Origin of the sequence: Nocardia sp., from assembly GCF_025465275.1 — a bacterium.
GTDB lineage: Bacteria > Actinomycetota > Actinomycetes > Mycobacteriales > Mycobacteriaceae > Nocardia.
In genome coordinates this window covers 107,790-133,678 of record NZ_JAODNK010000073.1, presented here as the reverse complement: position 1 = coordinate 133,678, position 25,889 = coordinate 107,790, and the positions used below count along the sequence as shown (strand labels likewise).

The 25,889-nt window shown below is 67.3% G+C and carries 21 protein-coding genes and 1 pseudogene; 5 read left to right on the top strand and 17 right to left on the bottom strand.

Annotation, left to right across the window (positions count from 1 at the left end):
* Nucleotides 1-36 precede the first annotated feature (36 nt).
* Together JWN03_RS17215 and JWN03_RS17210 are read right to left on the bottom strand one after the other, a co-directional pair.
* Nucleotides 37-786, bottom strand: a complete 750-nt coding sequence (locus tag JWN03_RS17215; RefSeq protein ID WP_297615692.1) for a L,D-transpeptidase — start codon at nt 784-786, stop codon at nt 37-39.
* 241 nt (nt 787-1,027) lie between these two features.
* A complete protein-coding gene (locus JWN03_RS17210) occupies nt 1,028-1,678 on the bottom strand; it encodes a cyclodeaminase/cyclohydrolase family protein (protein ID WP_297615690.1) in 651 nt (216 codons plus the stop codon).
* A 109-nt stretch (nt 1,679-1,787) separates the two neighbouring features.
* On the opposite strand from JWN03_RS17210, the gene JWN03_RS17205 reads away from it, so the two are divergent.
* Nucleotides 1,788-2,828 (top strand): LLM class F420-dependent oxidoreductase, encoded by a 1,041-nt coding sequence (locus JWN03_RS17205; protein WP_297615688.1) that lies wholly within the window; start codon nt 1,788-1,790, stop codon nt 2,826-2,828.
* Nucleotides 2,829-2,900: 72 nt separating this feature from the next.
* On the opposite strand, the gene JWN03_RS17200 is transcribed toward JWN03_RS17205, so the two are convergent.
* From JWN03_RS17200 to JWN03_RS45515, 9 genes and pseudogenes are all read right to left on the bottom strand, one after another.
* Entirely contained in the window at nt 2,901-3,236 is a 336-nt protein-coding gene (locus tag JWN03_RS17200; RefSeq protein WP_297615766.1) for an STAS domain-containing protein, read from the bottom strand.
* 192 nt (nt 3,237-3,428) lie between these two features.
* A complete protein-coding gene (locus JWN03_RS17195) occupies nt 3,429-5,729 on the bottom strand; it encodes a SpoIIE family protein phosphatase (RefSeq protein ID WP_297615686.1) in 2,301 nt (766 codons plus the stop codon).
* A complete protein-coding gene (locus JWN03_RS17190) occupies nt 5,726-6,448 on the bottom strand; it encodes a SpoIIE family protein phosphatase (RefSeq protein ID WP_366914438.1) in 723 nt (240 codons plus the stop codon). The genes JWN03_RS17195 and JWN03_RS17190 overlap by 4 nt, the downstream gene beginning before the upstream one ends.
* The gene (locus JWN03_RS17185) at nt 6,441-6,857 is read right to left on the bottom strand and encodes an ATP-binding protein (RefSeq protein ID WP_441343008.1); all 417 of its coding nucleotides are present in this window, start codon (nt 6,855-6,857) and stop codon (nt 6,441-6,443) included. The genes JWN03_RS17190 and JWN03_RS17185 overlap by 8 nt, the downstream gene beginning before the upstream one ends.
* Nucleotides 6,844-7,233: an STAS domain-containing protein gene (locus tag JWN03_RS17180; protein ID WP_297615682.1), complete on the bottom strand. Its 390-nt coding sequence runs from the start codon at nt 7,231-7,233 to the stop codon at nt 6,844-6,846. The genes JWN03_RS17185 and JWN03_RS17180 overlap by 14 nt, the downstream gene beginning before the upstream one ends.
* A gap of 15 nt (nt 7,234-7,248) precedes the next feature.
* Complete coding sequence (locus JWN03_RS17175; protein WP_297615680.1) at nt 7,249-8,145, bottom strand: STAS domain-containing protein; 897 nt, start codon at nt 8,143-8,145, stop codon at nt 7,249-7,251.
* A gap of 200 nt (nt 8,146-8,345) precedes the next feature.
* Nucleotides 8,346-8,849, bottom strand: coding sequence for a MarR family winged helix-turn-helix transcriptional regulator (locus JWN03_RS17170; RefSeq protein ID WP_297615678.1), 504 nt, complete (start codon nt 8,847-8,849; stop codon nt 8,346-8,348).
* Between the two features lie 151 nt (nt 8,850-9,000).
* Nucleotides 9,001-9,390, bottom strand: a complete 390-nt coding sequence (locus tag JWN03_RS17165; RefSeq protein ID WP_297615764.1) for an RNA-guided endonuclease InsQ/TnpB family protein — start codon at nt 9,388-9,390, stop codon at nt 9,001-9,003.
* 538 nt (nt 9,391-9,928) lie between these two features.
* Nucleotides 9,929-10,048: pseudogene (locus JWN03_RS45515) on the bottom strand (helix-turn-helix domain-containing protein); the annotation flags it as partial.
* A 416-nt stretch (nt 10,049-10,464) separates the two neighbouring features.
* Here JWN03_RS45515 and JWN03_RS17160 point away from each other — a divergent pair.
* The 4 genes from JWN03_RS17160 to JWN03_RS17145 all read left to right on the top strand — a co-directional run bounded on the left by JWN03_RS17160 (nt 10,465) and on the right by JWN03_RS17145 (nt 14,714).
* Nucleotides 10,465-12,141 carry a fumarate hydratase gene (locus tag JWN03_RS17160; RefSeq protein ID WP_297615676.1) on the top strand — a complete coding sequence of 559 codons (1,677 nt, stop codon included), beginning with the start codon at nt 10,465-10,467 and terminating at the stop codon, nt 12,139-12,141.
* A gap of 230 nt (nt 12,142-12,371) precedes the next feature.
* Nucleotides 12,372-12,776 (top strand): M15 family metallopeptidase, encoded by a 405-nt coding sequence (locus JWN03_RS17155; protein WP_297615762.1) that lies wholly within the window; start codon nt 12,372-12,374, stop codon nt 12,774-12,776.
* Between the two features lie 101 nt (nt 12,777-12,877).
* A complete protein-coding gene (locus JWN03_RS17150) occupies nt 12,878-13,150 on the top strand; it encodes a hypothetical protein (protein WP_297615674.1) in 273 nt (90 codons plus the stop codon).
* Nucleotides 13,151-13,283: 133 nt separating this feature from the next.
* A complete protein-coding gene (locus tag JWN03_RS17145; protein WP_297615672.1) occupies nt 13,284-14,714 on the top strand; it encodes a metallophosphoesterase in 1,431 nt (476 codons plus the stop codon).
* 380 nt (nt 14,715-15,094) lie between these two features.
* On the opposite strand, the gene JWN03_RS17140 is transcribed toward JWN03_RS17145, so the two are convergent.
* The 6 genes from JWN03_RS17140 to JWN03_RS17115 form a co-directional block, all read right to left on the bottom strand.
* Nucleotides 15,095-16,285 carry a hypothetical protein gene (locus tag JWN03_RS17140; protein ID WP_297615670.1) on the bottom strand — a complete coding sequence of 397 codons (1,191 nt, stop codon included), beginning with the start codon at nt 16,283-16,285 and terminating at the stop codon, nt 15,095-15,097.
* Nucleotides 16,286-16,675: 390 nt separating this feature from the next.
* Complete coding sequence (locus JWN03_RS17135; RefSeq protein WP_297615668.1) at nt 16,676-21,079, bottom strand: SbcC/MukB-like Walker B domain-containing protein; 4,404 nt, start codon at nt 21,077-21,079, stop codon at nt 16,676-16,678.
* On the bottom strand, nt 21,079-22,515 hold the full coding sequence (locus tag JWN03_RS17130) for a TIGR02678 family protein (protein WP_297615666.1): 1,437 nt from the start codon (nt 22,513-22,515) through the stop codon (nt 21,079-21,081). The genes JWN03_RS17135 and JWN03_RS17130 overlap by 1 nt, the downstream gene beginning before the upstream one ends.
* Nucleotides 22,515-24,092, bottom strand: a complete 1,578-nt coding sequence (locus tag JWN03_RS17125) for a TIGR02677 family protein (protein ID WP_366914440.1) — start codon at nt 24,090-24,092, stop codon at nt 22,515-22,517. Before JWN03_RS17125 ends, JWN03_RS17130 begins: the two co-directional genes overlap by 1 nt.
* Before the next feature lie 261 nt (nt 24,093-24,353).
* The gene (locus JWN03_RS17120; protein ID WP_297615663.1) at nt 24,354-24,908 is read right to left on the bottom strand and encodes a DUF6630 family protein; all 555 of its coding nucleotides are present in this window, start codon (nt 24,906-24,908) and stop codon (nt 24,354-24,356) included.
* Between the two features lie 155 nt (nt 24,909-25,063).
* Nucleotides 25,064-25,846, bottom strand: a complete 783-nt coding sequence (locus JWN03_RS17115; protein WP_297615661.1) for a DUF2127 domain-containing protein — start codon at nt 25,844-25,846, stop codon at nt 25,064-25,066.
* Nucleotides 25,847-25,889: the final 43 nt, after the last annotated feature.

Below are 25,889 nucleotides of genomic sequence, written 5' to 3'. Positions count from 1 at the left end.
GAAATCGGGGGCCGCGAGGGCCCCCGATTTTCGATATCACCAGTGCACGGTCACCGGGTCACCGATCGAGACATTGTCGTAGTACCACTCGGCGTCCGCCGGAGCCAGATTGATGCAGCCATGGCTGACATTCGAATTGCCTTGCGAGTCAACCGACCACGGCGCCGAGTGCACGTACACACCGCCCGAGGTGAGGCGTTCGGCGAATTCACCGGTGATCAGATAGCCCTCGGGACTGCTCAGCGGAATGCCGATGGTCCGCGAATCGAAGGTGACCGTACGTTCGTGGGACATGACGGGGAACGTGCCGACCGGGGTCTCGTGGCCGGGTTTGCCCATGGACGCCGGCATGGTGCGCGCCGGTCCGCCACCGACCCACACCGTGAAGGTGTGCGCCGACATATCCGCATCGGCCGTCGTGCCGCCGTTCGTGTCGAACTGGGTGTGCAGGCGACCCACCGACACCGTGATGGGTGCCGAGGTGGGGAGGTAGCCGGCCGGAGTCCATGTCAACTGACGGTCGTCTACCCAGGAGAAGTGCCCGGCCAAACTGGTTTCGGCGCGTACGCCCACCGCCTGTTCGGCGCGAGCGCGATCGGCGACCGGTGCGGCGAACTGCACCCTGACCGGTGCGGCAATGCCCACCAATTCTCCGGGCCCCGGCGAAATCGCCTGCACCGCCGGGATATCGGGTGCTGTCAGCACCGCCCCTGCGGCTCCGGAGCCGAACACGGCAGCCGCCGCGAGTGTTGTTGCGGCGAACAGAAAGCGAATCGCGTTCCGCATCGTTCCATCCCTTCGCGAGGGTGTGGTCCTGGGAGCTCAGACTATGACCTGATTATCCCTTCCTTCCGGAAATGTTCTCGGTTCGTGACATTCCACACGGCGTGGGCACTTCGGGATAACGAGGCGGCCAGGTATTAGCCAGGCCGCTGGGAGCGGGGAAAGCAAGTGCCGCTCAACAGCAAAAAACGTGCCCTGCTCCGATGCGGAGCAGGGCACGTTTTCGGAAGAGTGTTCGAATAACTCAGCTGGTGATCGCCGAGACCACATCATTGTGCAGCGCGTCCGCGCGGGCGATGACCTCGTCGATCTGGGTGAGCACCGGGGCGAATTCCGCACCCGCGCCGGTGCCCAGCGACGCCACATTGATCGCGATATTGAGCTGCGAACTGGCGGCGGCGGACCGGGCGGCATCGGCCGCGGCACCGATATCGGTGACCACATTGGGGTTGCCGATGGGCAGCAGTTCCGTTGCGAGCGAGACGACTTCGTCCGCCGCGGCGACCACGGCGGCGGGCACGCGGGCCGCGCCGAGCAGGGCGGCGGTAATGGCCTCGGTGCGCGCGGTCTGCTGCGCCTCGGTCTCCTTGGCCATCTTGTAGGCGAGACCGACCGCGGTGAAGGCGGCAGCATCGGCATCGGCGAGTGCGAGCGCGCGGTCGCGGGCGATATCGGCGGCCACGATGATGCGGTCGATGACCGGCCGGTTCTCGGCATCCTTGGCGCGGGTGGTGTAGCGCGCGACCATGGCGACCAGTGCGGCGCCCTGAGCCGCGTGCAGTGCGGCGACAGCGCCGCCACCCGGCGCGGGCGCCTTGGCGGCCAGCTCATCCAGGTAGCCCTGCAGTGTCGAGTCACCGAAGGTGGTGATGGCCTGCGCGGCGTCCTGAGTCATGAGAAACGGCCTCCTCGAGAGTGCGTGGAACGATGCGAGATTCGCCGCTTACCGTACCGGCTCGGTGCCGCTGGGAGATGGCTGGGCTGGTGTCGGTAAGGTCCAAATCATGCGTATCGGATTGTCGATCAATTACACCGACGGCTTCAAAGAGGTAGCCGCCGAGGTCGCCGACCTCGAACGGGCCGGCCTCGATATCGTGTTCGTGCCCGAGGCGTATTCGTTCGATGCGGTGAGCGGGCTCGGCTACCTGGCTGCGAAGACCGAACGGGTACAACTGGCTTCGGGCATCCTGCAGCTCTACACCCGCACGCCCACGCTGACGGCCATGACGGCCGCCGGGTTGGATTACGTGTCGGACGGCCGCTTCATTCTCGGCCTGGGTGCGTCGGGCCCGCAGGTCATCGAGGGTTTCCACGGTGTGCCCTACGACGCCCCCATCGGCCGCACCCGCGAGGTCCTGGAGATCTGCCGCAAGGTGTGGCGGCGTGAGCGCCTGGAGTACAACGGCAAGTACTACACCATTCCGCTGCCCGCCGAAAAGGGCACCGGCCTGGGCAAGCCGCTCAAGCTCATCAATCACCCTGTGCGCGAGAAGATTCCGGTGCTGCTGGCGGCGCTCGGGCCCAAGAATGTCGAGCTGGCCGCCGAAATGGCCGAGGGCTGGCAGCCCATCTTCTTCCTCCCGGAGAAGGCCGACGACATCTGGGGTGAGTCGCTCAAATCCGGTCTGGCCAAGCGTGATCCGTCGCTGGGCAAGCTCGAGGTCTTCGCCGGTCCGCCGCTGGCCATCGGCGACAATGTGGAGCCGCTGCGCGAATTCGTGAAGCCGCATCTGGCGTTGTACATCGGCGGTATGGGCGCCAAGGGCAAGAACTTCTATCACACCCTCGCCACCAAGTACGGCTACGGCGCCGAGGCCGACCGCATCCAGGAGCTGTATCTGGCGGGCAAGAAGGATGAGGCCGCCAAGGTCGTTCCCGACGATCTGGTGCGCGATGTCAGCCTGATCGGTTCGGCGGCCTTCGTGAAGGAGCGCGTCGCCGCGTTCCGCGAGGCCGGCGTCACCGCCCTCAATGTGGTGCCCCTGGCCGCCACCAAGGCCGAGCGCGTGAAGCTGGTCGAGCAGCTGCGTACCATCTGCGACTGATCGAAAAAGAGCGAGCCCGCGATATCCGCTGCTGCAATAGCGGATGTCGCGGGCTTTGTCGTTCCGGGGACGTCAGTTCGCGTTGAGCGCCGACAGCGCTTCGTCGAGCGTCGGGTGCAGCGCGAAAACCTGGTCCAGATTGGTGATTTTGAGCTGCCGACTGGTGGCGGGTCCATCGGCGACGACGGCAATGCGGGTCGCCCCGGCGTGCTGATGCGCTGCCACCAGCGCAGCCATACCCGCTGAGGCCAGGAAGCTCACCTCGGACAGATCGATGACGAGCGCGCCCGGTTTGCCGGCCAGCGTCGATTCGATCGCAGTCTCGAGTGCGGGCGCCGTCGCAAGATCGACCTCACCGACCACGGCGAGTATGGTCGCGCCGTCCTGCACGGTGACCGTCGTAGTCATCGTCTCGCCGAGGGGATACGCGTCTCCGGATGTATTGGTCACGTTGGAACAATCTGCCATGATCCGTCCGTTCGTGCTGCATCGTCTGCCACATCGGTATCGGTTCGGTAGCCGGTGTCATGCGAAAGGCCCAGTTACCGCACCGTTTCTGCGAGGAGTGCGAAGGCTTTGGCGCATATGTGCCTTCTATGTTCACACGCGATTGGCGGCAGAGAAAGACACTGCCGGCAATCGTATGGTCATCGCGACCCGGGTACCCGGGTCGGTGTCATCGAAATCCAATTGGTCGGTGAGTGCGCGCATCATGCTGATGCCGCGGCCGCGGTGGCCGGGATCGGAGGGCAGGGGCCGCCAGGTCCCGGTATCGGTGACAACGAGAGTGACTGTGTCGACCCCGGTTTCGGCGGTCAGCAGGACCCGCCCGGCCGCGCCTTCGCGATAGGCGTGTTCGATGCTGTTGCTGCACGCCTCGTTGGCGGCGGCGATGAGATCGGTGGCGCAGTCGTGCGGTACGGCCGCCGCGGCGAGCCAGGACCTGAGTGCGCGTCGCATACCGGACAATTCGCCCGCGGTGGACGGCACATCCAGGTGTAGCGGTTTGGGCGGCTGGCGGTACACCACGAGCGCCACATCGTCGTCGTAGCCGGCGATGGGGCGTAGCCGGGAGAGCACCGAATCGGCCACCTCGCGCGGCAATTGCCCTGCCGCGCCGGTCAACTCGTCGGCCAGCTCCACGAACCGATCGTCGATGTCTATTCCGCGCTGCTCGACCAGGCCGTCGGTGAAGAGCACCAGGGTGGAGCCGGGGGCCATGGCGGTGGTGGCCTCGGGGCGGCGCGGCGGGTCGAAGGTCGCCAGCGGGACCGCCCGGCCGCCTTCCAGAAGCCTTCCGCGCGTGCCGGGTTCGGCGAGCACGGGCGGCATATGCCCAGCGCTGGAGTAGCGCACCAGCCCGCGCTCCGGGTCCAGGATCGCGGCGCACACGGTGGTGCACATGGCTCCGGGAATGCGGGCGGCCACCGTATCCAGTTCGGCGAGCAGTTGGGCGGGGCCCGCGCCGCGTAGCAGTAATGCCCTTGCCGCGGTGCGCAATTGGCCCATGACCACGGCCGCCGAGAGGCCACGGCCGACGCAGTCGCCGACCACCACGCCGATGGTGCCGTCCTCGAGGCGCACCACGTCGTACCAGTCGCCGCCGATCTCCAGCGGGGGCAGCGCGGGCTCGTAGTGCACCGAGAACCGCGGCGGCAATTCGATCGGGCCGAGCATGGCGCGCTGCAGGGTGAGTGAGGTGGAACGGGCCTGATCGAAGTTCCGGGCGCGCTGCACGGCCAGGCTCAAATGCCCGACCAGCAGCGAGAACAGCGCCCAGTCGTCGGGGGTGATGACGCGCGGCGCGGCGAAGCGCAGCCACAGTGCGGAATCCCCGGCCTCGCCGAGCGGCGCGACGATCCCCTCCGAGCTGTCCGTGCCCTCGGGAATGGCGAACATGGTGCGGCCGGGCCGCAATCGCGCGCGGTCCAGCAGGGCGCGCGCCCTTGCATCGAGCACCTGCCGGGATTCGCGGCCGTCCGGCGGACTTCCCACCGGCGCCGCGCCCGTGCGCAATACCTTGGCGCGGGCGGGTGCGGCTTCGGGCGGCGGACTGTCCTCGGAGACATAGAGTTCCGGTCCGGTCTGGCTGTTGGGCCATACCGAGACGACCGCCGATTCCGCGCCGATGGTGCGGCGCAGCTCCTCGAGGCCGACGCCGAGCACCTCGACCACGCTGGTGGCCGTACCGACCACGGTGGCCAGGCGTGAGACCGCCTGATCGCGCGCCTGCGCATCGTGTTCGGCGGTGACATCGCGAATGGTGCCGACAAAAATGCGTTCGCTGTTCTCGGGTTTCACCAGCGAACTGGTGGAGACGGCCAGCCAGATGCGGCGGCCGTCGCGGTGCCGGATCGGGGTGACGAAGCGGGCCGCATCGGTGCCGAGATCGGGATAGCGCGGCGTTTCGGCGGTGGTCCAGGGGTGGGGGAGGGCGTAGGGGGCGCCGTCGGGGCCGTACCCGGTGAGCGCGCCGAACGACGAATTGACCTCGACCAGAGTGCCTTCGGAGTCGACGACGAAGAAGCCGTCCTGCAACGATTCCACCAGTGCGGTGCGGAAGGCGTCGCGGCCCGCGAGATCGTCTGCGCGGGAACGCTGTTGCTCGTAGCGGCGATTGCCGTCCAGGAAACCGCGGGTGGCCACGTCCAGGGCCGCCATGGTCTGCAGCAGGAATTCGAGGGCGGCCTCGGACCGGTCGCCGGCATTGACCGGGAGCAGGCCCTCCTGCTCGAGAATGCGGAAGTGGTGTTCGGTGAGGTCGAGAATGCTGACGCCCTCGACCAGTGCCCGCCGCCCGAGCTCATACCCCTCGGCCAGGGTGTTCTGGGTGGGCGCACGCAGATGCAGGCGTAGCGCGTCGGTATACGCGTCACGGAACGCCGCCAGCACCGAGCTCATGCCGGTGGACCCGGTGGGGTGGAGCTCGGTCGCACCGGGCTGGAATGGTGTGTGACCGAATGGCTTTGGCTGGCCTGGCTCAGAATGGAGCGGCCGGGGCTGAGATGCCCGCGATGCCGTGCCGCCAGCACCAGGGCGTCATCGGTGTCCTTGGCGTACCGGGCGAGGATATCGGCGGTGATCTCGGAGGTGGGCTTGGCCAGATCGACGCGGTCGGAGTAATCGCTGGTAATGCCGTCGGTGGACATGAGCAGCAGATCACCGGGCCGCACCGCCACGGTCTGCGACGTCAGGTTCGGCGGTAGCAGATAACCCACGATGCCGGCCGACAGCAGCGCCGCCGCGCGAATGGCCGGTTTGCCGGGAGCCGCTGCCACAATGCGGGTTTCGACATTGCCCACGCCGAGCCAGTGCAGCCGATCCCCGGTATCGAAGAGCGCCAGGGAGACAGCGGCGCCGCGCGTGTCGGACATGGCGCGGTGGCACAGCAGGATCAGTACGTCCAGGGGTTCGGCGCGATTCTCGGCAAGCACCTGTGCCGCGCGATCGGAGGCGTCCGCGGCGGCGGCGCCGTGGCCCAGTCCGTCCAAGACCGCGAAAAGCACTGAGCCACCGCCCGCGTCGAGTACGACCGACCGGTCCCCCGAGACGCGCTGCCCAGGTAGTGCGCGTCCGGCCACGGCCCATTCGACCGCGCCGATGAAACCGTCCTCACGCACCGTTGGGCACCCACTTCCACATCTCGACGAGCGTGCCCTGGCCCGGTTCGGAGGTGATCGCGAGACCGTCCATCAGGCGGCGTGCGCCCGGAAGACCAAGTCCGAGACCGCGTCCGGTGGAGTAGCCGTCTTCGAGGGCGCGGACGATATCGACGATGCCGGGGCCCTGATCCTGGGCCTGTACCACCATGGAGCGGCGGCCCTCACGATCCCCGACGGTGAGCCGGATCTCGCCTGTGCCTGCATAACTCGTGATATTGCGTGCGACTTCCGAGATTGCGGTCGCAATCATGGTGCGATCAGAGAGCGAGAAGCCCAGAATGCTTGCCATCTCGAGCCCCGCCTGCCGAGCGGTCACGATGTCGTTGGACACCTTCACCGCGATCACCACGACTTCAGCGGCCACGATCACGACCGTCTCGTTGGCCGCGGTTATTGATCTTGTGGTTGAGCCAGGCCAGCCCTTCTTCGAGATCGAGGGCAGTGTGCATGCCTTCGAAGGTGAGACCAAGTTGAACCATGGCGAAGGCAACCTCGGGTTGCAGGCCGACAATGACCGTTTCCGCGCCTCTCAGCTTGGTCATGTGGGCGATGGTACGCAGCGATCTCGCGGCGAAGGAGTCCATTACGTCGATTGCAGTGACATCGACAATGATTCCCTGGGCCCGGTACTTGCTGACGTACTTCATCAAGTCGTCCTGCAGGCGCTCGGTATCGGCGTCGGTGAGTGCGGACTGCACCGACGCGATGAGATAGGTGCCCTGCTTCAGTATGGGTACCGGCATTGGCCCTGGCCCGGCTTACCGTCCGTCGCGATCGGCGGGAACTCGCGACACCTCGTAACCGAGCAGTCGCTCCGCCTCTTCGATACCGCCCTGGAGATCACCGACGGCATTCATCTTCGACAGGTCCAGGCCGATGGTGACCAGCGTGAGCGCGATCTCCGACGACAGGCCGGTAATGATCACGTTCGCGCCCATCAGGCCCGACGCGTCGACGGTTTGCACCAGGTGGTTCGCGACTGTCGAATCGATCGCCGGCACACCGGTGATATCGATGACGACCACCTTGGCGCGGTTGGCGCGAATGGCACGCAGCAGCTGTTCGGTGAGCTGCCGCGCACGTTGTGAATCCAGCACACCGATGATGGGCAGGATGAGCAGTTGCTCGCGCACCTGCAGCACCGGGGTGGACAGCTCGCGAATCGCCTCCTGCTGCTGGCGGATAACACGCTCGCGTTCCTGCACGAAGGACACGGCCACGGTATTGGCGATGCGGTTGGCGGCCGGCTCGTACGCGTCGAGCACCCGTTTCAACAGCATGAAGTCGGTTTGGTACTTCTCGAACAGGCTGCGGGCCAGCACATCCCGCAGCAGCAGCACGATGCCGATGACCTCGTCGGTCTCGACGCCACGCGGGATGATGCGTTCGGACAGATCGCGCGCATAGGCCTGCAGCGCTTCGACGCTACCGGTCTCGAGCACCTCGACGTAGTTGTCGTAGACCGAGGTGGCTTCGGAGAAGATCTCCTCCGGGGTCATGGCGGTCAGTAGCTGGGCATCGGTGATTCGACGAGCCCACTCCTCGCGCAGTTCGGTGCGGTTCTGCCGCAGGTGTTCGACGAGCTGCGGAAGCAGATTGTCGACAGAACCTGCGGGCAGTGGATCCGCCGAGAGGTCAATGGACACGTCGGACATGAAAACTCCTGCCCCTTTCGCTAAGGCCAGGTCGGGTATTCACTTCTCGGCCGTTTTGCCGATCGTGCGGCCGTTTGCCGACCGTGCGCTCGGTGCCGACCGCCGTCGGAAGCCGGTGCCGAGCCTAGTCTTACCCAGTACCCCCTGTGTGCCAAACCAAACGCCGGTCGAAGCGTATTTTGTCGGGCCCGGAGTGATCTTCACAGGGGGTTTCGCGTGTCCGGTCTTCGATGGTGGGCGAGCAGGGTGTCGTAGATGTCGGCGAGCGCGTCCAACTGTCCGCGGTCCAGCACATCGATCATGTGGCGGCGCACGCTCTCCACATGTGCGGGGGCCGCGCCGGCGAGCACCAGCTCGCCCTTGGCGGTGAGGACGGCGGCGGTGCGGCGGGCATCATCGGGAATGGACTCGCGAGCGACGAGGCCGCGCTTCTCCATCCGCGTGATCTGATGCGAGAGGCGGCTCTGCGACCACTCCAGCACCGCGGCCAGTTCGGCGAAGCTGCGACGGTGATCGGTGGCGTCGGCCAGGCGGGCCAGCACGGTGTACTCGACATAGGTGAGATTGGATTCGCGCAGTGAGTCGCGTCCGACCGCGGCGGCGATGAGGTCGCGGGTGAACACGAATCCCAGCCACGCACGTGTCTCGACATCATCGAGCCAACGGGTTTCGGTCACGGTTCCACTCCCGGGTTCTGCTGTCATGCTAATTCCTCCGTTGCGTGAGCCTCAGCGTTCTGTCGCTGGAGCTCGTCCTGCTTCATTGACCACCGCCTTCTCCGGGGAGCACGGTCTTACGTGGTCTCTGCGAGGCGTTTCACCTCTCCAGGGAACTTCCCGGCGAGGGGTGCATCGTTCAGGCGTTGCGGTCCGCGAGCATTGCGGCCAGTAGGTTGCCCGCGGCATTCGCATCACGATCGTGGACGACGCCACAGCCAAGGCATGTCCAAGTGCGGTCGGCCAGTGCCAGGCCATGGTGAACCTGCCTGCATTCCCCACACATCTTCGAGGACGGGAACCATCGGTCGGCCTTCCACACGACAGCCCCGTACCAGTCGGCTTTGTATCCGAGCTGACGGACGAATTCGGCGAACCCGGCGTCGGCGACTGCGCGGGCGAGCCGTCGATTTTTGGCCATACCTTTGACGTTCAGGGTTTCCACCGCGATAGCCGACTTGGTTCTCGTCAACCGTGTGGTGGTCTTGTGCAGGAAATCTCGACGCCGATTGGCCACTCGCAGATGCAACCGGGCCGAGATCAATGCCGCACATCGGAGCGCCTGCCGTGACTGCGTGCCTAGCGTTGATATCGGTGCGGTCCACCTCCAGCTGAAACGAGATCCACCACCGATCTGCTCTCTCGCGGACCGTTGCCCCGAGGATCCGGGCGGTGCCGTTCGCGAGACGTCGGGTGAGCCAGGACATATCCTCGCGAGTGGCCACTTCCCCGATGCCGGGCAGTCGCACCGCGCGTGTGCCGAGCGGCCGCGCCCGTTCTGCGTCGTAGCGGAATCGCGAACCGTGCTTGTGTTTTCGCCACGACGGGAACCCGATTCGGGGACCCCTGCGAACGCCCTTCTTGGACTTCAGATAGTTGGCGAACCCGGCTGCGCGGACCCTGCACGCTTCCTTCGGTACGCGCGAAGACATCTTGTCGTGCGTAAACCATGGATACCGATCTGCAAGTGCGGCACGCCAATGCTTCTCCAATTCCGGTGCGGTCCATGGTACTTCGGTCAGTTCGTCACCGGTAAGGCCGTACGTCTGCTCCGCTTGGCGTTGGGTCCACTTCTTTTGCACAATCTCGAGGCAGAAATTCTCCACCACCCGTGACAGCCCGCAATGCCGCCGCATCGCGATGGTCTGTTGCGGGTCGGGTGCGAGCTCGAAGCGCACGCCTTGCATATGGCTCAATGCGATCCCCCTGTGGTCGCCTTGCTGGCATGGTGTGTGCGCAGGTTCAGGTGATCCCAGAATGCGCACTCCGATGGTGTGCATGATCGTCGAGCCGCACGAACAAAACGGTATCTGAGGCGTGCGGCGGAGCAACGCGGAATCGAACATCTGTTCCCCAACTCCCCGTCTGGGCGTGAGCATCATGCACCAGGAAACACTGCGAGGGTTGAAGGTGCAACCCATGCCGATTCGCACAAAGTCATCGCCGATTCACACAAATCCGCACTTGGGCACCCATGTCGGGTGACCTGCGGCCGCAGTTAAGGCTTGCCTGTGCGAAGGGGTTCTGGGCGGGCTGGATAGAGTCTCTCTGCTTGAACCGTCGGCTGAGCTTCGGGCTCGGCCCTGCTCGAGGAGTGCGACCAGTGACCGCGCCTGACTTCCTGTACTCGGATCTGCTGCCGATCGGTGCCGATGACACGCCCTATCGATTGCTGACCACCGAGGGGGTCAGCACCTTCGAGGCGAGCGGGCGGACCTTTCTGCAGGTGGACCCCGAGGTATTGCGCCTGCTCACCGCGGAGGCGATGCACGACATCAGCCACTACCTGCGGCCCGCGCACCTGCGGCAGCTGCGCAAGATCATCGACGATCCGGAGGCCAGCGGCAACGACCGGTTCGTGGCGCTGGATCTGCTGAAGAACGTCAATATCTCCGCGGGCGGGATTCTGCCCATGTGCCAGGACACCGGCACGGCCATCGTCATGGGCAAGAAGTCCGAGGGTGTGCTCACCGGGGCCGATGATGCCGAGTGGATTTCGCGGGGTGTGTTCGACGCGTACACCAAGCTGAACCTGCGGTACTCGCAGCTCGCGCCGATCACCATGTGGGACGAGAAGAACACCGGGCAGAACCTGCCCGCCCAGGTCGAGTTGTACTCGGACGCAGGCGATCCCACGCACCCGGCCTACAAGTTCCTGTTCATGGCCAAGGGTGGCGGGTCGGCCAATAAATCGTTCCTGTTCCAGGAGACCAAGGCGATTCTGAACCCGGATCGCATGCTGGAGTTCCTGGACGAGAAGATCCGCTCGCTCGGCACCGCGGCCTGCCCGCCGTACCACCTGGCGGTCGTCATCGGCGGCACCAGTGCCGAATTCGCTTTGAAGACAGCGAAATACGCCTCCGCGCACTACCTGGACAATATGCCGACCGAGGGCGCGATGTCCGCGCACGGCTTCCGGGATCTGGAGCTCGAGGAGCAGGTCTTCAAGCTCACCCAGGACTTCGGCATCGGTGCGCAGTTCGGCGGCAAGTACTTCTGCCACGATGTGCGCGTCATCCGCCTGCCGCGCCACGGGGCGTCGCTGCCGGTCGCCATTGCCGTCTCCTGCTCGGCCGACCGCCAGGCGCGCGCCAAGATCACCGCCGAGGGCGTGTTCCTGGAGCAGCTGGAACGTGAACCGGCGCAGTATCTTCCGGAGCAGACCGATTCGATTCTCGGCGGCGACGTGGTCAAGATCGACCTCGAGCGGCCGATGTCGGAGATCCGTGACGAGCTGTCGAAATACCCGGTGAAGACCCGGCTTTCGCTGACCGGCCCGCTGGTGGTGGCGCGCGATATCGCGCACGCCAAGATCAAGGAGCGCCTCGACGCGGGCGAGCCCATGCCGGAGTACCTGCGTGAGATGGCCGTCTACTACGCCGGTCCGGCCAAGACTCCCGAGGGTTACGCCTCCGGTTCCTTCGGCCCCACCACCGCCGGGCGCATGGACTCCTATGTCGATCAGTTCCAGGCCGCCGGCGGTTCGCACGTCATGCTCGCGAAGGGCAATCGCTCGGCTCAGGTCACCCGGGCGTGCAAGGAGCACGGCGGCTTCTACCTCGGCTCGATCGGCGGACCCGCCGCGCGACTCGCCCTCGACTGCATCAAATCCGTCGAAGTTCTCGAATACCCTGAGCTCGGCATGGAAGCAGTCTGGAAGATCGAGGTCGAGGACTTCCCGGCCTTCATCGTCGTCGACGACAAGGGCAATGACTTCTTCGCCGAAACCCAGAAACCGATCGCGCTGCGCGTGCGCGAGCGGTCCAAGGAGCGAATCTGAGCGAGGGAGACGACTGCATGCGGGTTGACGGCCGTGACGAAATGCCGATGGCGGAGGCTGAAATGCCTGCGCATCGGGCAGATTCGGCCCCCGGCCGGGTGGCGCTGCTGACCGCGACGGTCGCGCTGTGCGCGGGCGCCGGTCTGCTCGGCGGGGCACTGTCCGCCGGGGCGCCGGCCGCGCACGCCGCACCCGAGAGTGTGTCGGCGGCGCCCGGATCGACACCCGGCATGCTGTCCGGCACCGCCGTCGCCGCCGAGACCGATGGTCTCGACCCGCTGCTGGCCACCGCCTACGAACAGGCGGCCGCCGAAGCGCAGTCCGACGGCGTCTCGCTCTCCATCACCTCCGGCTACCGGACTCCCGGTCAGCAGGAGGCACTGTGGGAGGACGGGATTCGCACCTACGGCAGTCCCGAGGCCGCGCGCCAGTGGGTGCTGCCGCCCGAGGAGTCCACCCACGTTTCCGGTCAGGCCATCGATGTGGGTCCACGCGGGGGCGCGCAGTGGCTGGAGGACAACGGAAATCGCTGGGGCCTGTGCCGCACCTTCGACAATGAGTGGTGGCACTTCGAGCGCGTCACCCTGCCAGGAATGCCCTGCCCGGCCCGACTACCCGACGCGAGCCAGCGCTGAAAAAAGGACCGGACACCCTGTTGTCCGGTCGATCACCGCTGTGTGCGCGTCGTTGTTTCGGCATCCTTGGGTTCAGCACATTTCTAGCTACGGAGGCATGGGTGGGCAGGCAGCAATACGGCTCGGGGAACGGCAGTTTGGGGCGGCCACGCCCACCGGTTCGAACCTCTCGCCGCCAGCCTGTCCCCGAGTACCGCTCCGTCCGTGAATCCGTGCTCGCCCCCGGCTGGCTCCTGCTAGAACTCCCCACCGCGGTCCTGCTCGCCGTCTTCGTGGGCACCGGCTGGCTCGGCTACGCCCAGCATTCGGGTACCCCCGCCCAGCCTCGCCCAGCCGTCGTCGTACCCGCCGATCACCCCATCCGCGGCCGCTGATCCCGGCCCCGGTGGGGGCGTGCAGGTGAAATGTCTGGTATCGGAAGCTGATCGGCCATGTTCGGGCACCGCAGCGTTCAACCGGTAACCGTACCGTCGCGGTATAGCTGTTGAGCGGCGGACGGAGATCCCCATGCTGGACCCGCGACTTCGAACCCTCTGGCTGGCCAATGCCGCGACCGCCGTGACGGCGGTGGCGGTGCACACCCAGCGCCCGGTGTTCGCCATGTATGCCACTGGGACCCAACGGGATTCGGTGACCGCCTCCGATCTGGAAGTTGTCACCGTCACCGATACCTCGGTCATTCTCACGTGGACCTCACGTGTCCGCGATCGCGCCGGGCGGCTGCAACCGGCGCCGGCCGATACCGAGGTGCGGATCGGGCCCGCCGACGGGTACGCCGCCCCTGCGGTGCGGTACCTCGACTCCCGGCGCACCGCATACCATTACGCGGAAATCGACGGGCTGGAGCCGGGGCGGGCCTACCGCTTCGAGGCCTATTCCGGCGGGAGCCGGGCGGTGCCCGCGCGCACGCTGGTGACGCGGCGCTCCGGAACACCGGAATCCACCGGGGTTTTCACCACGCTCACGCCGCCGCCCGGACGGCTGCTGCGCACCATCGCGCTCAGCAATGATCTGCATCTGGGCGAGGACCGCAGCGGTCTGCTGGTGTCCGGACTCATCGACGGGTTGCGACACCAGACCCGGCAGCATCCGGAGTTCATGCTCCGCGCCGTCCTGGACGAGTTGCGCGGGCCTGGGCGCGCGGCCGATCACCTCATTGCCGCGGGTGATCTCACCGACTGCGGCACCTTCGCCCAATCCGCCGCCGTCCGTGCGCATTTGGACACCTGGGGCGAGCTGGGTTCGGATTACTTCGTCTGCCGCGGCAATCACGACATGCCGCCCAAGGACGAACCCGATCACTGGGGTGCGGTCTTCTACCCGTATCAGGAGCTCGGCGAATACTTCGCCGGCGGACTGCGTCTCATCGGACTCGATACCAATCGCCCGCGCCCGCGTGGCGGCGGCACCCTCGGGCCCGACCAGCTCGGCCGGCTCAGCGATATCCTGCACGCCGACCCGGATCGGCCGACGCTCGTATTCGGCCATCACCCCATCACCACGCACGCGGCGATCAGCAACCCGGGCGGACCGGGTTTCGTGCTCGACAGAGCGAATGCGGCGGCATTACAGACGCTCTACCGCTCGGCCCCGGGCGTCTTCCTGCACCACAGCGGTCATACCCACCGAAATCGGGTCACCCGTGCGGATTCCGGAGTGAACGTGGAATTCCTGGAAGTGGCCGCCGTGAAGGAGTACCCCGGCGGCTACACCCTGCTGCGGCTCTACGAGGGCGGCTACATGGCCAACTTCTACAAAACCGCGGGCGAAGCCGCTCGCCGCTGGAGCACCCGCACCCGCCGCCAATACCTCGGCCTGCACCCGGATCACGCCCTGGGGAGCTGCCCTGATCGCAATCACATTGGCCTGCGCGATTTCTCGGGGCTCACCGCGGCAGATCTCGTGCCCAAGCGCGCGGGGGAGCAGCTCGCGCACTGAGGTCCGGAGATCAGTGCGGGCCGCAATCACGTCGGCCTGTGGGATTTACTCTCCGGGCCTCACTGCATTCCGGACCGCGGGGGTGACAGCTTACGCGCTCCACCTGTCCCTCGACGCAGGTATCGGCGACCCGCTCGGGTCGCCGATACCTGCAGCACTGCGGGCCTTCCGGGAGCGCGCAGTGCCGTGTTCCGGATGTAGGGAAAGTGGCTGCGGCCCCGGATGATTTGTGCCGGTCGGGGCCGACGCGACAACTGATTTCGTGCGGCCGGGGTAACCCTGGGGTACGTCCAGAACCCAGCCCGTCAAAGACCGCCGGTCCGCAACGAAACTTTTGGCCCACTTACTGATCGGCAAAAGGTTCGGGGAGGCGGGGGAACTCAGTCGAGGTCGGTTCCTCCATTGCGGGCGCGGGCCGCGGCACGGGCGCGGCGGCGGGCGGCCTGGAGTTCGGCGAGTTCCTGCTCGAGGGTCTCGGCGATGCGGAATTGCCCGGTGTCGTAGACGTTCAGCGGCGGCATGCCGTCATTGAGGTCGGCGAGGGTTTCCGGTTCGGGCGTTTTGGCGGATTTGGTCGCCGAAGTCCGTTCTTCCTTCTTGGGAGCGGGTTTCGGCGTCGGCTTGACCTGAACCGGTTCGGGCTCGCTCTCGACGATCCGGCTGGTGTCGACGGGACGGCTCGTCTCGGCCTCAGGTGCGGCGGTGAGCGCCTGAGTGGGCTGGGCCATGCCCTGGGACGGGCCGGTGGGCCGCGTCGGCCAGGCGACCGTACTGGGCAGCGTGCGGCGGATCGTCTCGGCCGGGTCGGGCAGATCGCGGATCTGATCCGTCGCACGGACGATGGCGAGCCCGTAGCGCGCACTGGCGGCATTGTGGATCAGCAGTGCGACACCGATCATCACCGGCGCGATGGCGTGCACGGAGACGTCGTACCAGCTGCCGATCTTGAGGTACGGGTAGGTGTTCAGCGTGACAGTCAGTCCCAGCAGCGCCATTTCGGCGATGACGACCTGCCTGGTGCTGTCGATGACACCCCACTCGGCGACCTTGTTGGTGCCGATCATGATGATGATCAGGCAGACGCTGATCATCCCCTCCAGCAGGTAGCTGAACCAGAACAGCGGGTCCGTCGCGCCGCCGGGGGCGATATTGTGCTGGACATTGACTGCGGACCAGAGCATTCCGGCCGCGACCACGCCGGCGAGCGCGCGCAGCGACCACGCCCGGTGCTTGTAGAGCGACGCCAGTTTGGCGTGCGGGCTCGATTCTCGCCGCTGTGCGGCGATCGCCTTGCGAGCCATCAGCAAGTCGCGAATGTCGGCCTTCTCAATCTCTTCGGTGGTCTGGCGAGCACGATTAGCCGTGGCGGCCGCAGCCTCGACCTGTTTGAGCCGTTGCGTGCGATCCTCGTTGCGGATGCGCTCGGCTAGGCCGCGCTCGGCGGTGAGCTCGTTCTCGGAGAGGGCTTCGGTGAGGGCGGGGTCGAATTGGTAGGCCAGCCTTCCGCGGGCCTTCTCGACCCGCCGAGCGAGGACGGAGACGTCGTCCTCGAGCGGATGATCGATCGTCATCGGGTCCCCCGTCCCGGGAGTTTGGATCGCTGGCAGGTGAACTCGATAAGGATCGGCACGGAAAACATTTGTAGTCGATACACCGCCATTGGCGAAACTGTTGATTTGCCAATAGCCCAATCCTTACGGCGTGCCGCGCCGCGACACGCGTAATCCGCTGGCGCACGGGGTGTTTACCAGGGCTGTTTCGGACCGGGTGTCAGGGATGCTCGCGGTCGCGGCGTTCAGGCCACTGGACGGCGTCGCGGCTCTCACAGGGGGACGAACAGGGCGAGGCGGGCGAACCGGTTACCTGGCCGATTTGTCGGGAGTTGTTGGGACACTGGAGACACCGCCGCCCGGACAGTGCAGCTGTCCGGGCGGCGGTATCGCGACATTTCGGGATGTCGACTAGAGCAGCGCTATGGCGCCTTCGACACGATGGGGGAGGCGGCGGCGGTTGGGCGAGCCGAGTGCGGCGGTGAGATCGGAGCCGTCGTGCTCGGCCAGCAGATCATCACTGTCCCACACCAGCAGCGTTGCGCTGACGGTATTCTCGGCCGCCGAATGCGCCAGATCGTAGTGCGCGCAACCCGGGACGTGCTGGTAGGTGATCCAGAGGTCGTAACCGGTCATGAACAGGTCCAGGTCGAATTGCACCGACAGACCGAGCAGTTCGCTACGGCCGTTGTCATCGACGCCCGCGAATGCCTCGTCCAGCGCGAGCAGGCGCGGGGCCTGCGGGTCGGCCGAATCGAGCATGACGTGCGCGGCGGCGAAGAGTGGCAGGTGCAGTGAGACCGACTGCTCACCGCCCGACAGCGCGCTGTGCCGGGCCACGGTGAGCCGGTCCTCGGTGCCGTCGGCGGTGATGATGGTGAACGAGAACACCCGCCAAGTCCGGTAATCCAGGGTGGCTGCCAGGATCTCCGGGAACGACCGCTCCGGATGCGCGGCGCGAGCCGCGCGGATCTCGGCGGCGAAATGCGAACGGATGGTGGCCAGATCGTCCGGGACCAGCTCGGAGGAATCGCGATCGAGCAGCTTGCACACCGCCCGCGCCGGCTCCGAGAGGGTATCGGCCAGCACCCAGTGCACGCCGATGGTATTGCCCGAGGACATGCGCCGCTGCTTCATCTCCATACCCATGCGATTGATGAGATCGCGTGCGTCGCTCGTGCGTTCGTGAATCTGCTGGGCCAGACCGGTGAGCAGCGCATCCTCCAGGATCCGGCGCTCGGAATCGGTGAGCAGCAACTCCTGATCCTTGCGCGCCGCGCCGATCCGCTCGGCGAAATCGGCCAGCGCGGACAGCCCGTGGTCGTCGTGCACCTGCACCACGGTGAGACCGTCGGCGGCGTCCCAGTGCAGGCGGTAATCCTGCCGGGCGGCGGTGAGGGCCGCGTCGAACTCCTGCAGGGCGGTGGTGACCGCGCTGCGCGTCGTCTTGCGGGTGGCTTCTCCGGCCCGCACCGAAGTGGTTGCGGTGGCGAGGTTCTCGAACAGCGCCGCCACGTCGTCGGGCAGGACGGCCGGCTCCTGTTCGGGATCGCCGTTCTCGATGCGGTACAGCAGCTGTTCGGGGGTCGACCAGGCGGCATCGCTACTGGGCCAGCGACTCTCGACCGGTGCGCCGAGCAGGCTCAGCAGATCCGGTCGGGCGTAGGGGGCCAGATGCCGCACATCGGCCAGCAATTCGGTGAGCGCCGTCCCGAGGGTGTCGTGTGCCGCCCGATGCGCGCCCTCCGCGGTGCCGACCGCCTCGATGGCCTCGTGCGCGGCCTTGCGGGCCGACTTCTGTTCCGCGCGTGCGGCATCGATGCGCTCGCGGGCATGCTCGAGTTCGCGGTCGATATCGGCTGCTCCCGCACCGAGCGCCTCCCGCAGCGTTTCCAGCTTCCGCTGCTGCTCCTCGTATCCGCTGCGTGCCGCCTCGGCTTCCTCGGCGAAAGCCTCCGCGAGATCGTTCGCCTCGTCGAGCCGGTCGCCCGATTCCCGTGATCGTTCGTTCTCGCGCTGATGGTCCCCGCGCAGCCGCAGCAGTGCCGTGCCCGCATTCTCGAAGTGCCGCACGGCCGCTGCCAGCGCATCCAGCTCGGCCGGATCCCGCGGTGCCTGGTGATCGGCCGCGATAGCGCGAACCTTCTTGTCGGCGGTCGAATATTCGCTGACCGCCTGATCGAGGTCCCGCTCCGCCTGCCCGGCGGCCTCCGACCGTGACCGCAGCATGCCCGCGGCCTCGGAGACGGCGCGCAGTGCCGCGGTTACCGCGGTAGTACGCGGAAGCGCCTTGGCCGCAGCCGAAACCCGCGCCAGCTCGGCGGTGGCAGCCTGCTCCTGCGCGTTCGCATCCTCCGCAGCCGTCTCGGCCGACTCGATGGCGGCCGCCAACTCGGCCAGCCGCAGCTCCCGGCGACGTGCGCGAGCGGTGGTCCCGATGAACTCCGCATCCCCCTTGAGATGCCGCCCGAACTGGACTCCCTGCCGGTAGCAGCCATCGGTGGCAATGGTGAGTAGCTCGCCCGCAGCGGCTTTCGAGCCCTTCGTTGTGGCCTCGTGCAGGGAAATGGAGGCGAGCACGTCGGCGACGGTTTGGCGCGGCACCGTCAGTGTGTCGGAATCGTCCTCCACCACAAGCACATCGGCGAGGGTCCGGCCGGTGGGTCGCTGGGCCTTCGGCAGCGGCACCAGGAACTGGTCCGAAGCGTGTTCCGGCAGTTCGGAATCGGCGCAGACCCACGCGTCGAGCAGGTTCGCGGCCTGGAGCGCCGCTTCGATACCGGCGGCGGCGGCCGGATCGATCTTGTCGGCGAAGCGGACGAGCCGCCAGAGCGGAGCGCCCGGACGCTCGCCGCGCACATCGGTGCGGGCGGCGAATGCCGGTGGGGCGTCATCGCGCTCGGCGGCGACCTGCTCGCGCTCGGCGCGGAGTCCGGCGGCGCGGGCCTGGGCCTGGGCGGCGTGCGCACGGGCTTCCTGGCGGCGGGTGCGGATCTCCTCGGTCAGCGGCTCGGTACGGTCCGCGAGTACCTCGGCGGGGGTCGCGAGCACCGCGGCCTCATCGGCGGGAGCCGAAGCAGCCCTGTCAGCGCCGGCTGCCGCCCCGCTCGGACCGGCGTCGCCGCCGTCGGCAGCCGTGGCGTCCGGCCCGTGGCTGTCGGCTGCGCCCTTGCGGCTGCGGCCCTTGCCGCCTGCTGACGCTCCGGTGGCGCTGAGCATTCCGGCTGCGGCACTGGTTCGCTGGGGAGTCAGGTGCTCGGTGCCCGCGTGGGAGAGGGCGTCGTTGAGGGCTTCGAAGAGACCCTCGCGAATGGGGGAGTAGACCTCGCGGTGGGTGTCCCACCAATCCCGCAGGGAGATGGCGGTATCGGAGCGGGCGAGCACGACCGAGGCTTCGGCCTGGGCGAGTTCGGCTCCGGCTGCCTCACGCAATTCGGTGGCGCGCTGGGCGGCGCGTTCGGCGCGGGTGCGTTCGGTGACGGCGGCGTCGACCATGGTGAGGGCACGGCGCACGGCGCGGACGTCGGCGTCACGCTCCTCGGCGTGACTGCGGACGGTGGTGGTCAGGTGTTCGGTGCGGGCCTGCTCGGGCAGGGCGGTCCAGCCGATGCCCGCTTCCTCTGCGGCGGAGCGCAATTCGTCCTCACCGCGCGAGAGGGCGGAGGAGGCGTGCTGGACGGCGGCCTGAGCGCGCTCGGACTCCTGGGCGCGCTGGTCGACGGTCTGGCGGGCCTTGAGCGCCTTGTCCCGGTGCACCGCGGAGGAGGTCTCCAGCCGGCGGACCGCGTCGGCGAGATCGTCGAGCTGCTGCTTGCCCTCGTAAGCGCTGGAGCGCTGGAGGGTTTCGCGATCGGCCAGCGCCTGCTCGTAGGCGCGGTCGGCATCCTCGGCGCGGGTCTCGACGGCGGCGCGATCGCCGTCGCGGCGCTGGCGCAGTGCGGCGGCGGCGTGCAGTGCGGTGCTGGCGTGGGTGACCGCGTCCAGACGGACGCGAACCTGGTCGACGTCGGTCTTCGCCTGCACGGCAAGGTATTTGCGGTACACGCCGACAAAGGCGCGCGTGGCGCTGTCGGCCTGGACCAGGCCCTCCAGGGTGCGCCCGACCTCCTCCATATCGCTGAAGGAGCGGGCCGCGTCCAGGATCAGCTGCTCGTCCAGGGGCCGCAAACCATCGGTGAGCGCCTGCGACAATCCGCGCGGGTCCAGGTTCTTGGCCAGCTGCGGACGGCGCAGCGTGAGAATCAGATTGATGAGCTGGTCGTAGCGCTGCTGTCCGAGCCCGAACATGCGGGCGTCGATGGCGGCCCGATATTCGACCGGCCGGTCCATGATGGCGTCGCCGCCGATCTGCTCGGCCAGCTGCTTACGGGTGAGCGGGCGATCGTCCGGGCCGAGCAGTGAGAAGTCCACGCCGACACGGCCGTCCGCGACGAAGTACCAGCGTGTCACCTTGTCGGACGAGCGGGTAGCGCGCATACCGATGCCGACGGTCACCGTCTCCGGATCGTCCCAGCTGCCGCGCGCGAACTCCATCCACACGTAGGAGTACGCCGACTCCTGTTTGCGGTACAGCAGATTCGACTTCATGGTGCGCTCTTCACCCGCGAACGGGTTGAGCCGCCGCGGTTCGATGCGCCCGTCGAGCACGAACGGGAAGAGCACCTCCAGCGCCTTGGTCTTGCCGGACCCATTGGGCCCGCGCAGTACGATGCGCCCGTCCGCGAAGCAGAACTCCTGATCCCGGTAGTCCCACAGGTTGATAATGCCCGCGCGGGTGGGGACGAAGCGGACTCCACCGTGAATGAGGTCGGCCATCAGTTCCCGGATCCCTTCTCTGACGAGACAAGTGCCGGTTCGGCATCGGGTTCCCCGACGTCGCCCGGCGAGATGAACAATTCGGATTCCGAGCGGGTCCGGATGGTGACGATGGCACCGCGGTAGCGGGCCAGCGCGGGCAGAATGATCAGGCCCGCACCCAGTTCGGGAGAGTGGACCGATTCCACCAGCCGCAGGCGTTCCAGCAGCGAGACGGCCTCGGTGGTGAGTCCGGGCACATCCGCCTGCCACTGCGCCGCGAAGGTCGCGCCGTAGCGCTTGGCGAGCATCTGCACCGTGTCGCGGATCCAGTCCGATTCGATGAACGGGTAGATCGGGATTTCCGGCTCCTGCTCCTGCTGGTCCGAATCCTCTTCCGGCGCAAAGATGTCGAACGGATCGGCGAGCGGCGCGAAGACGGTGGCGCTGGGAATGGCGCTGTCGAGCTGGTCCACCAGATCGGCGATCGGCACGTCGGGCCGGGGGATGCGAGCGACCGGAGTATCGAGATCCAGTACCAGGTCGGCGATTTCACCCGCCAGCAGTAGGGCCACCTGGGCGAGCGTGCCGGTGCCCGGGAAACGCACATCCGAGAGCCGGCCCGAACTGTCTATGAGCGCAACACCTTCGGCCCGGCGCTCGGCGCGCAGCCCGGTCACCAGCTCGACCTCGTGCACCAGCTTCTCCTGACCGAGCAGTGAGCGGTGCGGTTCGGCCAGATCATCGAGGTAGACGACCGGCTGCTCGACCAGTGCGCGCCGCACCGACCGGGAGGCCAGAGCGATTGCGGGAGAGCGGGTATCGCCGCCACCGGCCTCTTCGCCGAGCAGTCCGCCGACACTCTGCAGATGTTGCAGGGCACGCGGCGGCCGGAACAGTGCGAACACCACCGAGCGGTCAATATCGTAAAGTGCCTCGCCCGCTTCGGGATCGCTCGCCCAGCCGCCCGCATCACCGTCGGCGAGGGTGACCGCGCCGCGTGCGGCCAGCCAGCCCACCGCGTCCACGAACGCGTCACGGTCCGCCGCTCGGTCCGACGCCAGGTCCAGGCCGTCCACCCGTTCGGTGTACGAGGCGACCTGATCGGCCAACTCCGACAAGGTGATCTGATCGCCCGCCCGTCCCAGCGCGGCCAGCGCCAGGGACAGGTACGCGTAGCGGCGGCGATCGAAGAGCCGGTCTGCGGTCGTCCGCGCGGGCCGTCCCGGATCCAGCTGATCGAGCACCGGGAACAGTCGCGCCGTGGTCTCGGTGACCTCGAGGCGGTAACCGAACAGTTCGGCCATATCCTCCCGCAGTTCGGTCGCCCAGCGCCGAATCAGCGGCAGCGCAATCCGATCCGGATAGTTGCGCGTGATGAGGTGATTGGCCAGCACGATCCGGGCAGCGCGCTGGTAGCTGTCCAGCGCGAGGGAGTCGATGGTGCGTGCGTGCATCAGTCGGCCACCGTCCCGCCGTCGGTACCGTGCTCGGGTGTGGCGTGAGATGCGGATTTGCGCCCAGCGGCGGTGTCCGATGTGCGGGCGGGCCGCCCCGCCGTCTTGGTCGTACGCGTGGAGACAGTTTCGCGGACTTGGAGGCGGCGGTTATTGAGGTGCAGGAGCCCGCGCGCGGTGCGCACGGCGGTGGAGCCTTCGCACTCCGACACGGTGAGGGTGACACCGCTGTCGGAACCCGTTGTGCCAGAAACGCGTCCGCTCATCGGCACCCACGCGGTGGAGGCGGCGTCGATCAGGCGCAGCAGGACCTCGGTCTCGCGTTCGTCGAGTTCGCGCTCGTGCACATCGGCGCTGGCCAGGGAGCGCGCTGCCGCGGCGCGGGCGCGCTGCGAATCCAGCTGGGCCTCACGCAGGCGGCGGATCCCGGCGTCATTGCGCTGCAGCCGCGCCGGAGCGCCCGGCGTCGGCGGGCGACCAGTTTCGGCGAGTGTGCGGGCGATCTCCAGCGGCGGTGCGTCCCACCAGGATCGAATGGCCGGAATGACATCGGCATCGGGATGATGCATGGCGAGATGGCGCGGTCGTCCCAAACCGAAGACGGCATCGTAAAGCGCATGCGCGGCATCGCCGGTGGGCGTGGCCGTGAACCAGCCGGCCAGATGCCGTAGCGCCGATTCCCGGCTGACGCCGCCCTTGCGCGTCTCGGTCACCCGGCGCAGCAGCGACAGCACCGCCGCGATGGCGCTCATGGTCGCCTCGCGCAGGCGCTCGCATTCGGTGAGGCCGCCTTCGCTGCCGTCGCCGACGAACCAGGACCGCAGACCCTGCCAGCGCGCCCGCCAATCGGCTTCGCGCTCAGCGGTATTGAGCAGTACCCGCTCATCGCAGCGGGCCGCGCGCTCGATGAGATCGTCGACCCCGGTCTCCTCGACCTCACGAATCGCGGCGGCGAGGCGCGGCGCGAACCGCGCGAGGTCCATGGAGAACTCCCGCATATGCGCGAGCAGCGCGTCCTTGTGCGCCAGGAACGCCTCGGGCGTCGCCTCGGTGGTGCGCACCAGATCGCCGAGCGTCAGATAGAAGTGGGCCGCTCGATCCGCCAGATCGGACAATGCCCGATCCAGGCGATTGAGCACTCGGTACACCCGGGGCGCATCCCCACTCTTGTTCGCCTCGGCGAGGGTGTGCAGATCGGCGAGCAGCTCCGGCAAGACCAGTCGTGACAGCGACGCCTCGTCCAGCCGCGCCTCCAGCACCTCCGACACTGCCCGATATGCCTGAAAACCGGCCTGCGAGAACTGATACACGAAATGCCGATTGCGGTACTCGGCCAGAGTCGCGGCCCTGGTCCCGTCGTAACTGCGCTCCAGCACACCCCACTGATGCAGTTGCTCGAGCAGCGGCCCCACCTCGGTGGGCGTCAGCGCCGGACCACCCGGGCAACGAGCGAGCGTCTCGACAACATCGGAGGCGTGCAGCAGCACCACATAGGCCCCGCGCGCCATATCGAACGCGCGCAATACCCACAGGTAGTCGCCCCGCTTCTCGGCCGTGGCGAAGGAGAACAACCGCAGCCGCTCGGCATGCGGAAACTCCTCGACCCCGGCCCCTCCTGGGTCGGTCAGCAATCCGTCAGCGGACTCGGTCACCGCAAGAGGGTAGCGCGCACGCGCCAGCATTCTGGAAGCAGAGGAAGCGCGTCGCCGCACTCCGCGTGCCAATGTGGGAAGCCGACCGGTGTCCGGGCAAGACCGGGGAATTGTCAGACCGAACAGCGCATGTCCCCACCGAACAGCTCTGGCAAGGGTTGTGCGACGCCGACGCGCGCTGTGCGATCAATGTGGTTGCGGGTCGCTGTGCAGGCCGGTCCAGCAGCCGAGGCGGACCACCCGGACCACGTCCGATCCGAGTGCGGTGAGGGCTTCGGCGCGGTCGGCGGGCACGAAGACCAGAGCGTAGTTGTCGGTGACGTTCTCCAGGGCGGCCACGGTCGTCCCGATCTCGAAACACCGCTCGCCGATCAGTTCCAGGAACCGTTCGATGGCGCCGAACGTGTCGTGCTCGTACGGGGCCCGCTCGGCCAGGAACGGTTCGTACCAGTCCCAGGAGAGGTCCTGCGGGAAGGTCGGCACCGCCCGCAGTACTTCGCGGACGTCTTTGTAGTCGTCCTGGTAGTAGAACCAGCCCAGCAGACCCGCGTCCCCGACCCCGCCCACCAACTCGGCCTGGGCCTGGGCGAGGTGCCACTTGCAATCGTGGTCCTCGTCCCGGTCCGCATGATCGCGATCGGCCGCTTCGCGGACCGCCACCGCAATGCCCGGCGCCTCGGGCGCGATCAGCCCGGCCACCGTCACCACCCGATCCCGATCGGATTCCCAGTCCGCCATCATTCCTCCGCACCATCGACCGCCCGCCATCCTGCTAGGCACAGACCTGGCGAAACAAGTCGAACCAATGGCATCGAGCTCCGAAAAGACGGCGTTTTCCGTAACCGCCGCGGTGACCGCGATACGCGCGCCGGCCGCAGCCGTCCCGCGAATCTGCCTCAGCCTGCGGCGGCGGCGCGCTCCGCCTTGGCTGCCACGGCCGAACGTTCCACGGTGAGAAGGCTTTCCGTGTGGTGTTCGGCGTAGTAGGCGCGGGAGCCGCCATTGAGGCCGAACAGGCTCTTGCTCCAGAGCAGCCAGATGACGGCGGCCAGGTTGATCAGCAGGGCGGAGGCGCGCAGGAAGGTGATCTTCTCGGTGAGTTCGTAGATTTCCAGGGGCAGGAAGATGCTGGTCGCGATGACGGCGAAGTATTCGCCCCAGCGCTTGACCAGCCAGAGCCCGACCGCCTCGATGAGTTGTATTGCGGCGTAGGCGAACAGCGCCACGGCCACCCAGATCAGGGTGGAGGGGGACAGGGTGAAGGCTTTGTCGACCCAGTGCACGATCTTGGAATGGTCGGGGTCCCAGCCGATTTGGTCGGCCAGCTGCCGAATCAAGGGCAGCTCCTCGCCCCATTTGGTGCGCCAGTGTTCCTGGGAACCGCGGAGCTTGAGCACCCCCGCACCGACGAGCAGCAGCACCAGGGCGCGGAAGATGCGCTCGAGGGCGAGTAGCCGCATGATGACGCGGTCGCGCAGCAGCCGGCCCCGGGGTACCTCCGGGGCATTGTCGGCGGGGCCGTGGCGGCGCGGTTCGCCGGGCACGAAGTCTCCGCAGCGCAGGCAGCGCCAGGATTCGCCGGCCGGGGTGGCGATGTGCAGGCGCGCGGCGAGCTCGGGCTCGTCGGGGGCATAGGTCTCGTGCCCGCGGGTAGCGCAGGTCCACAGACTGAAGTCCATGGGCTGGAGCGTAACCGGAATGGTCCGGGCTTGCCGCAGGCGA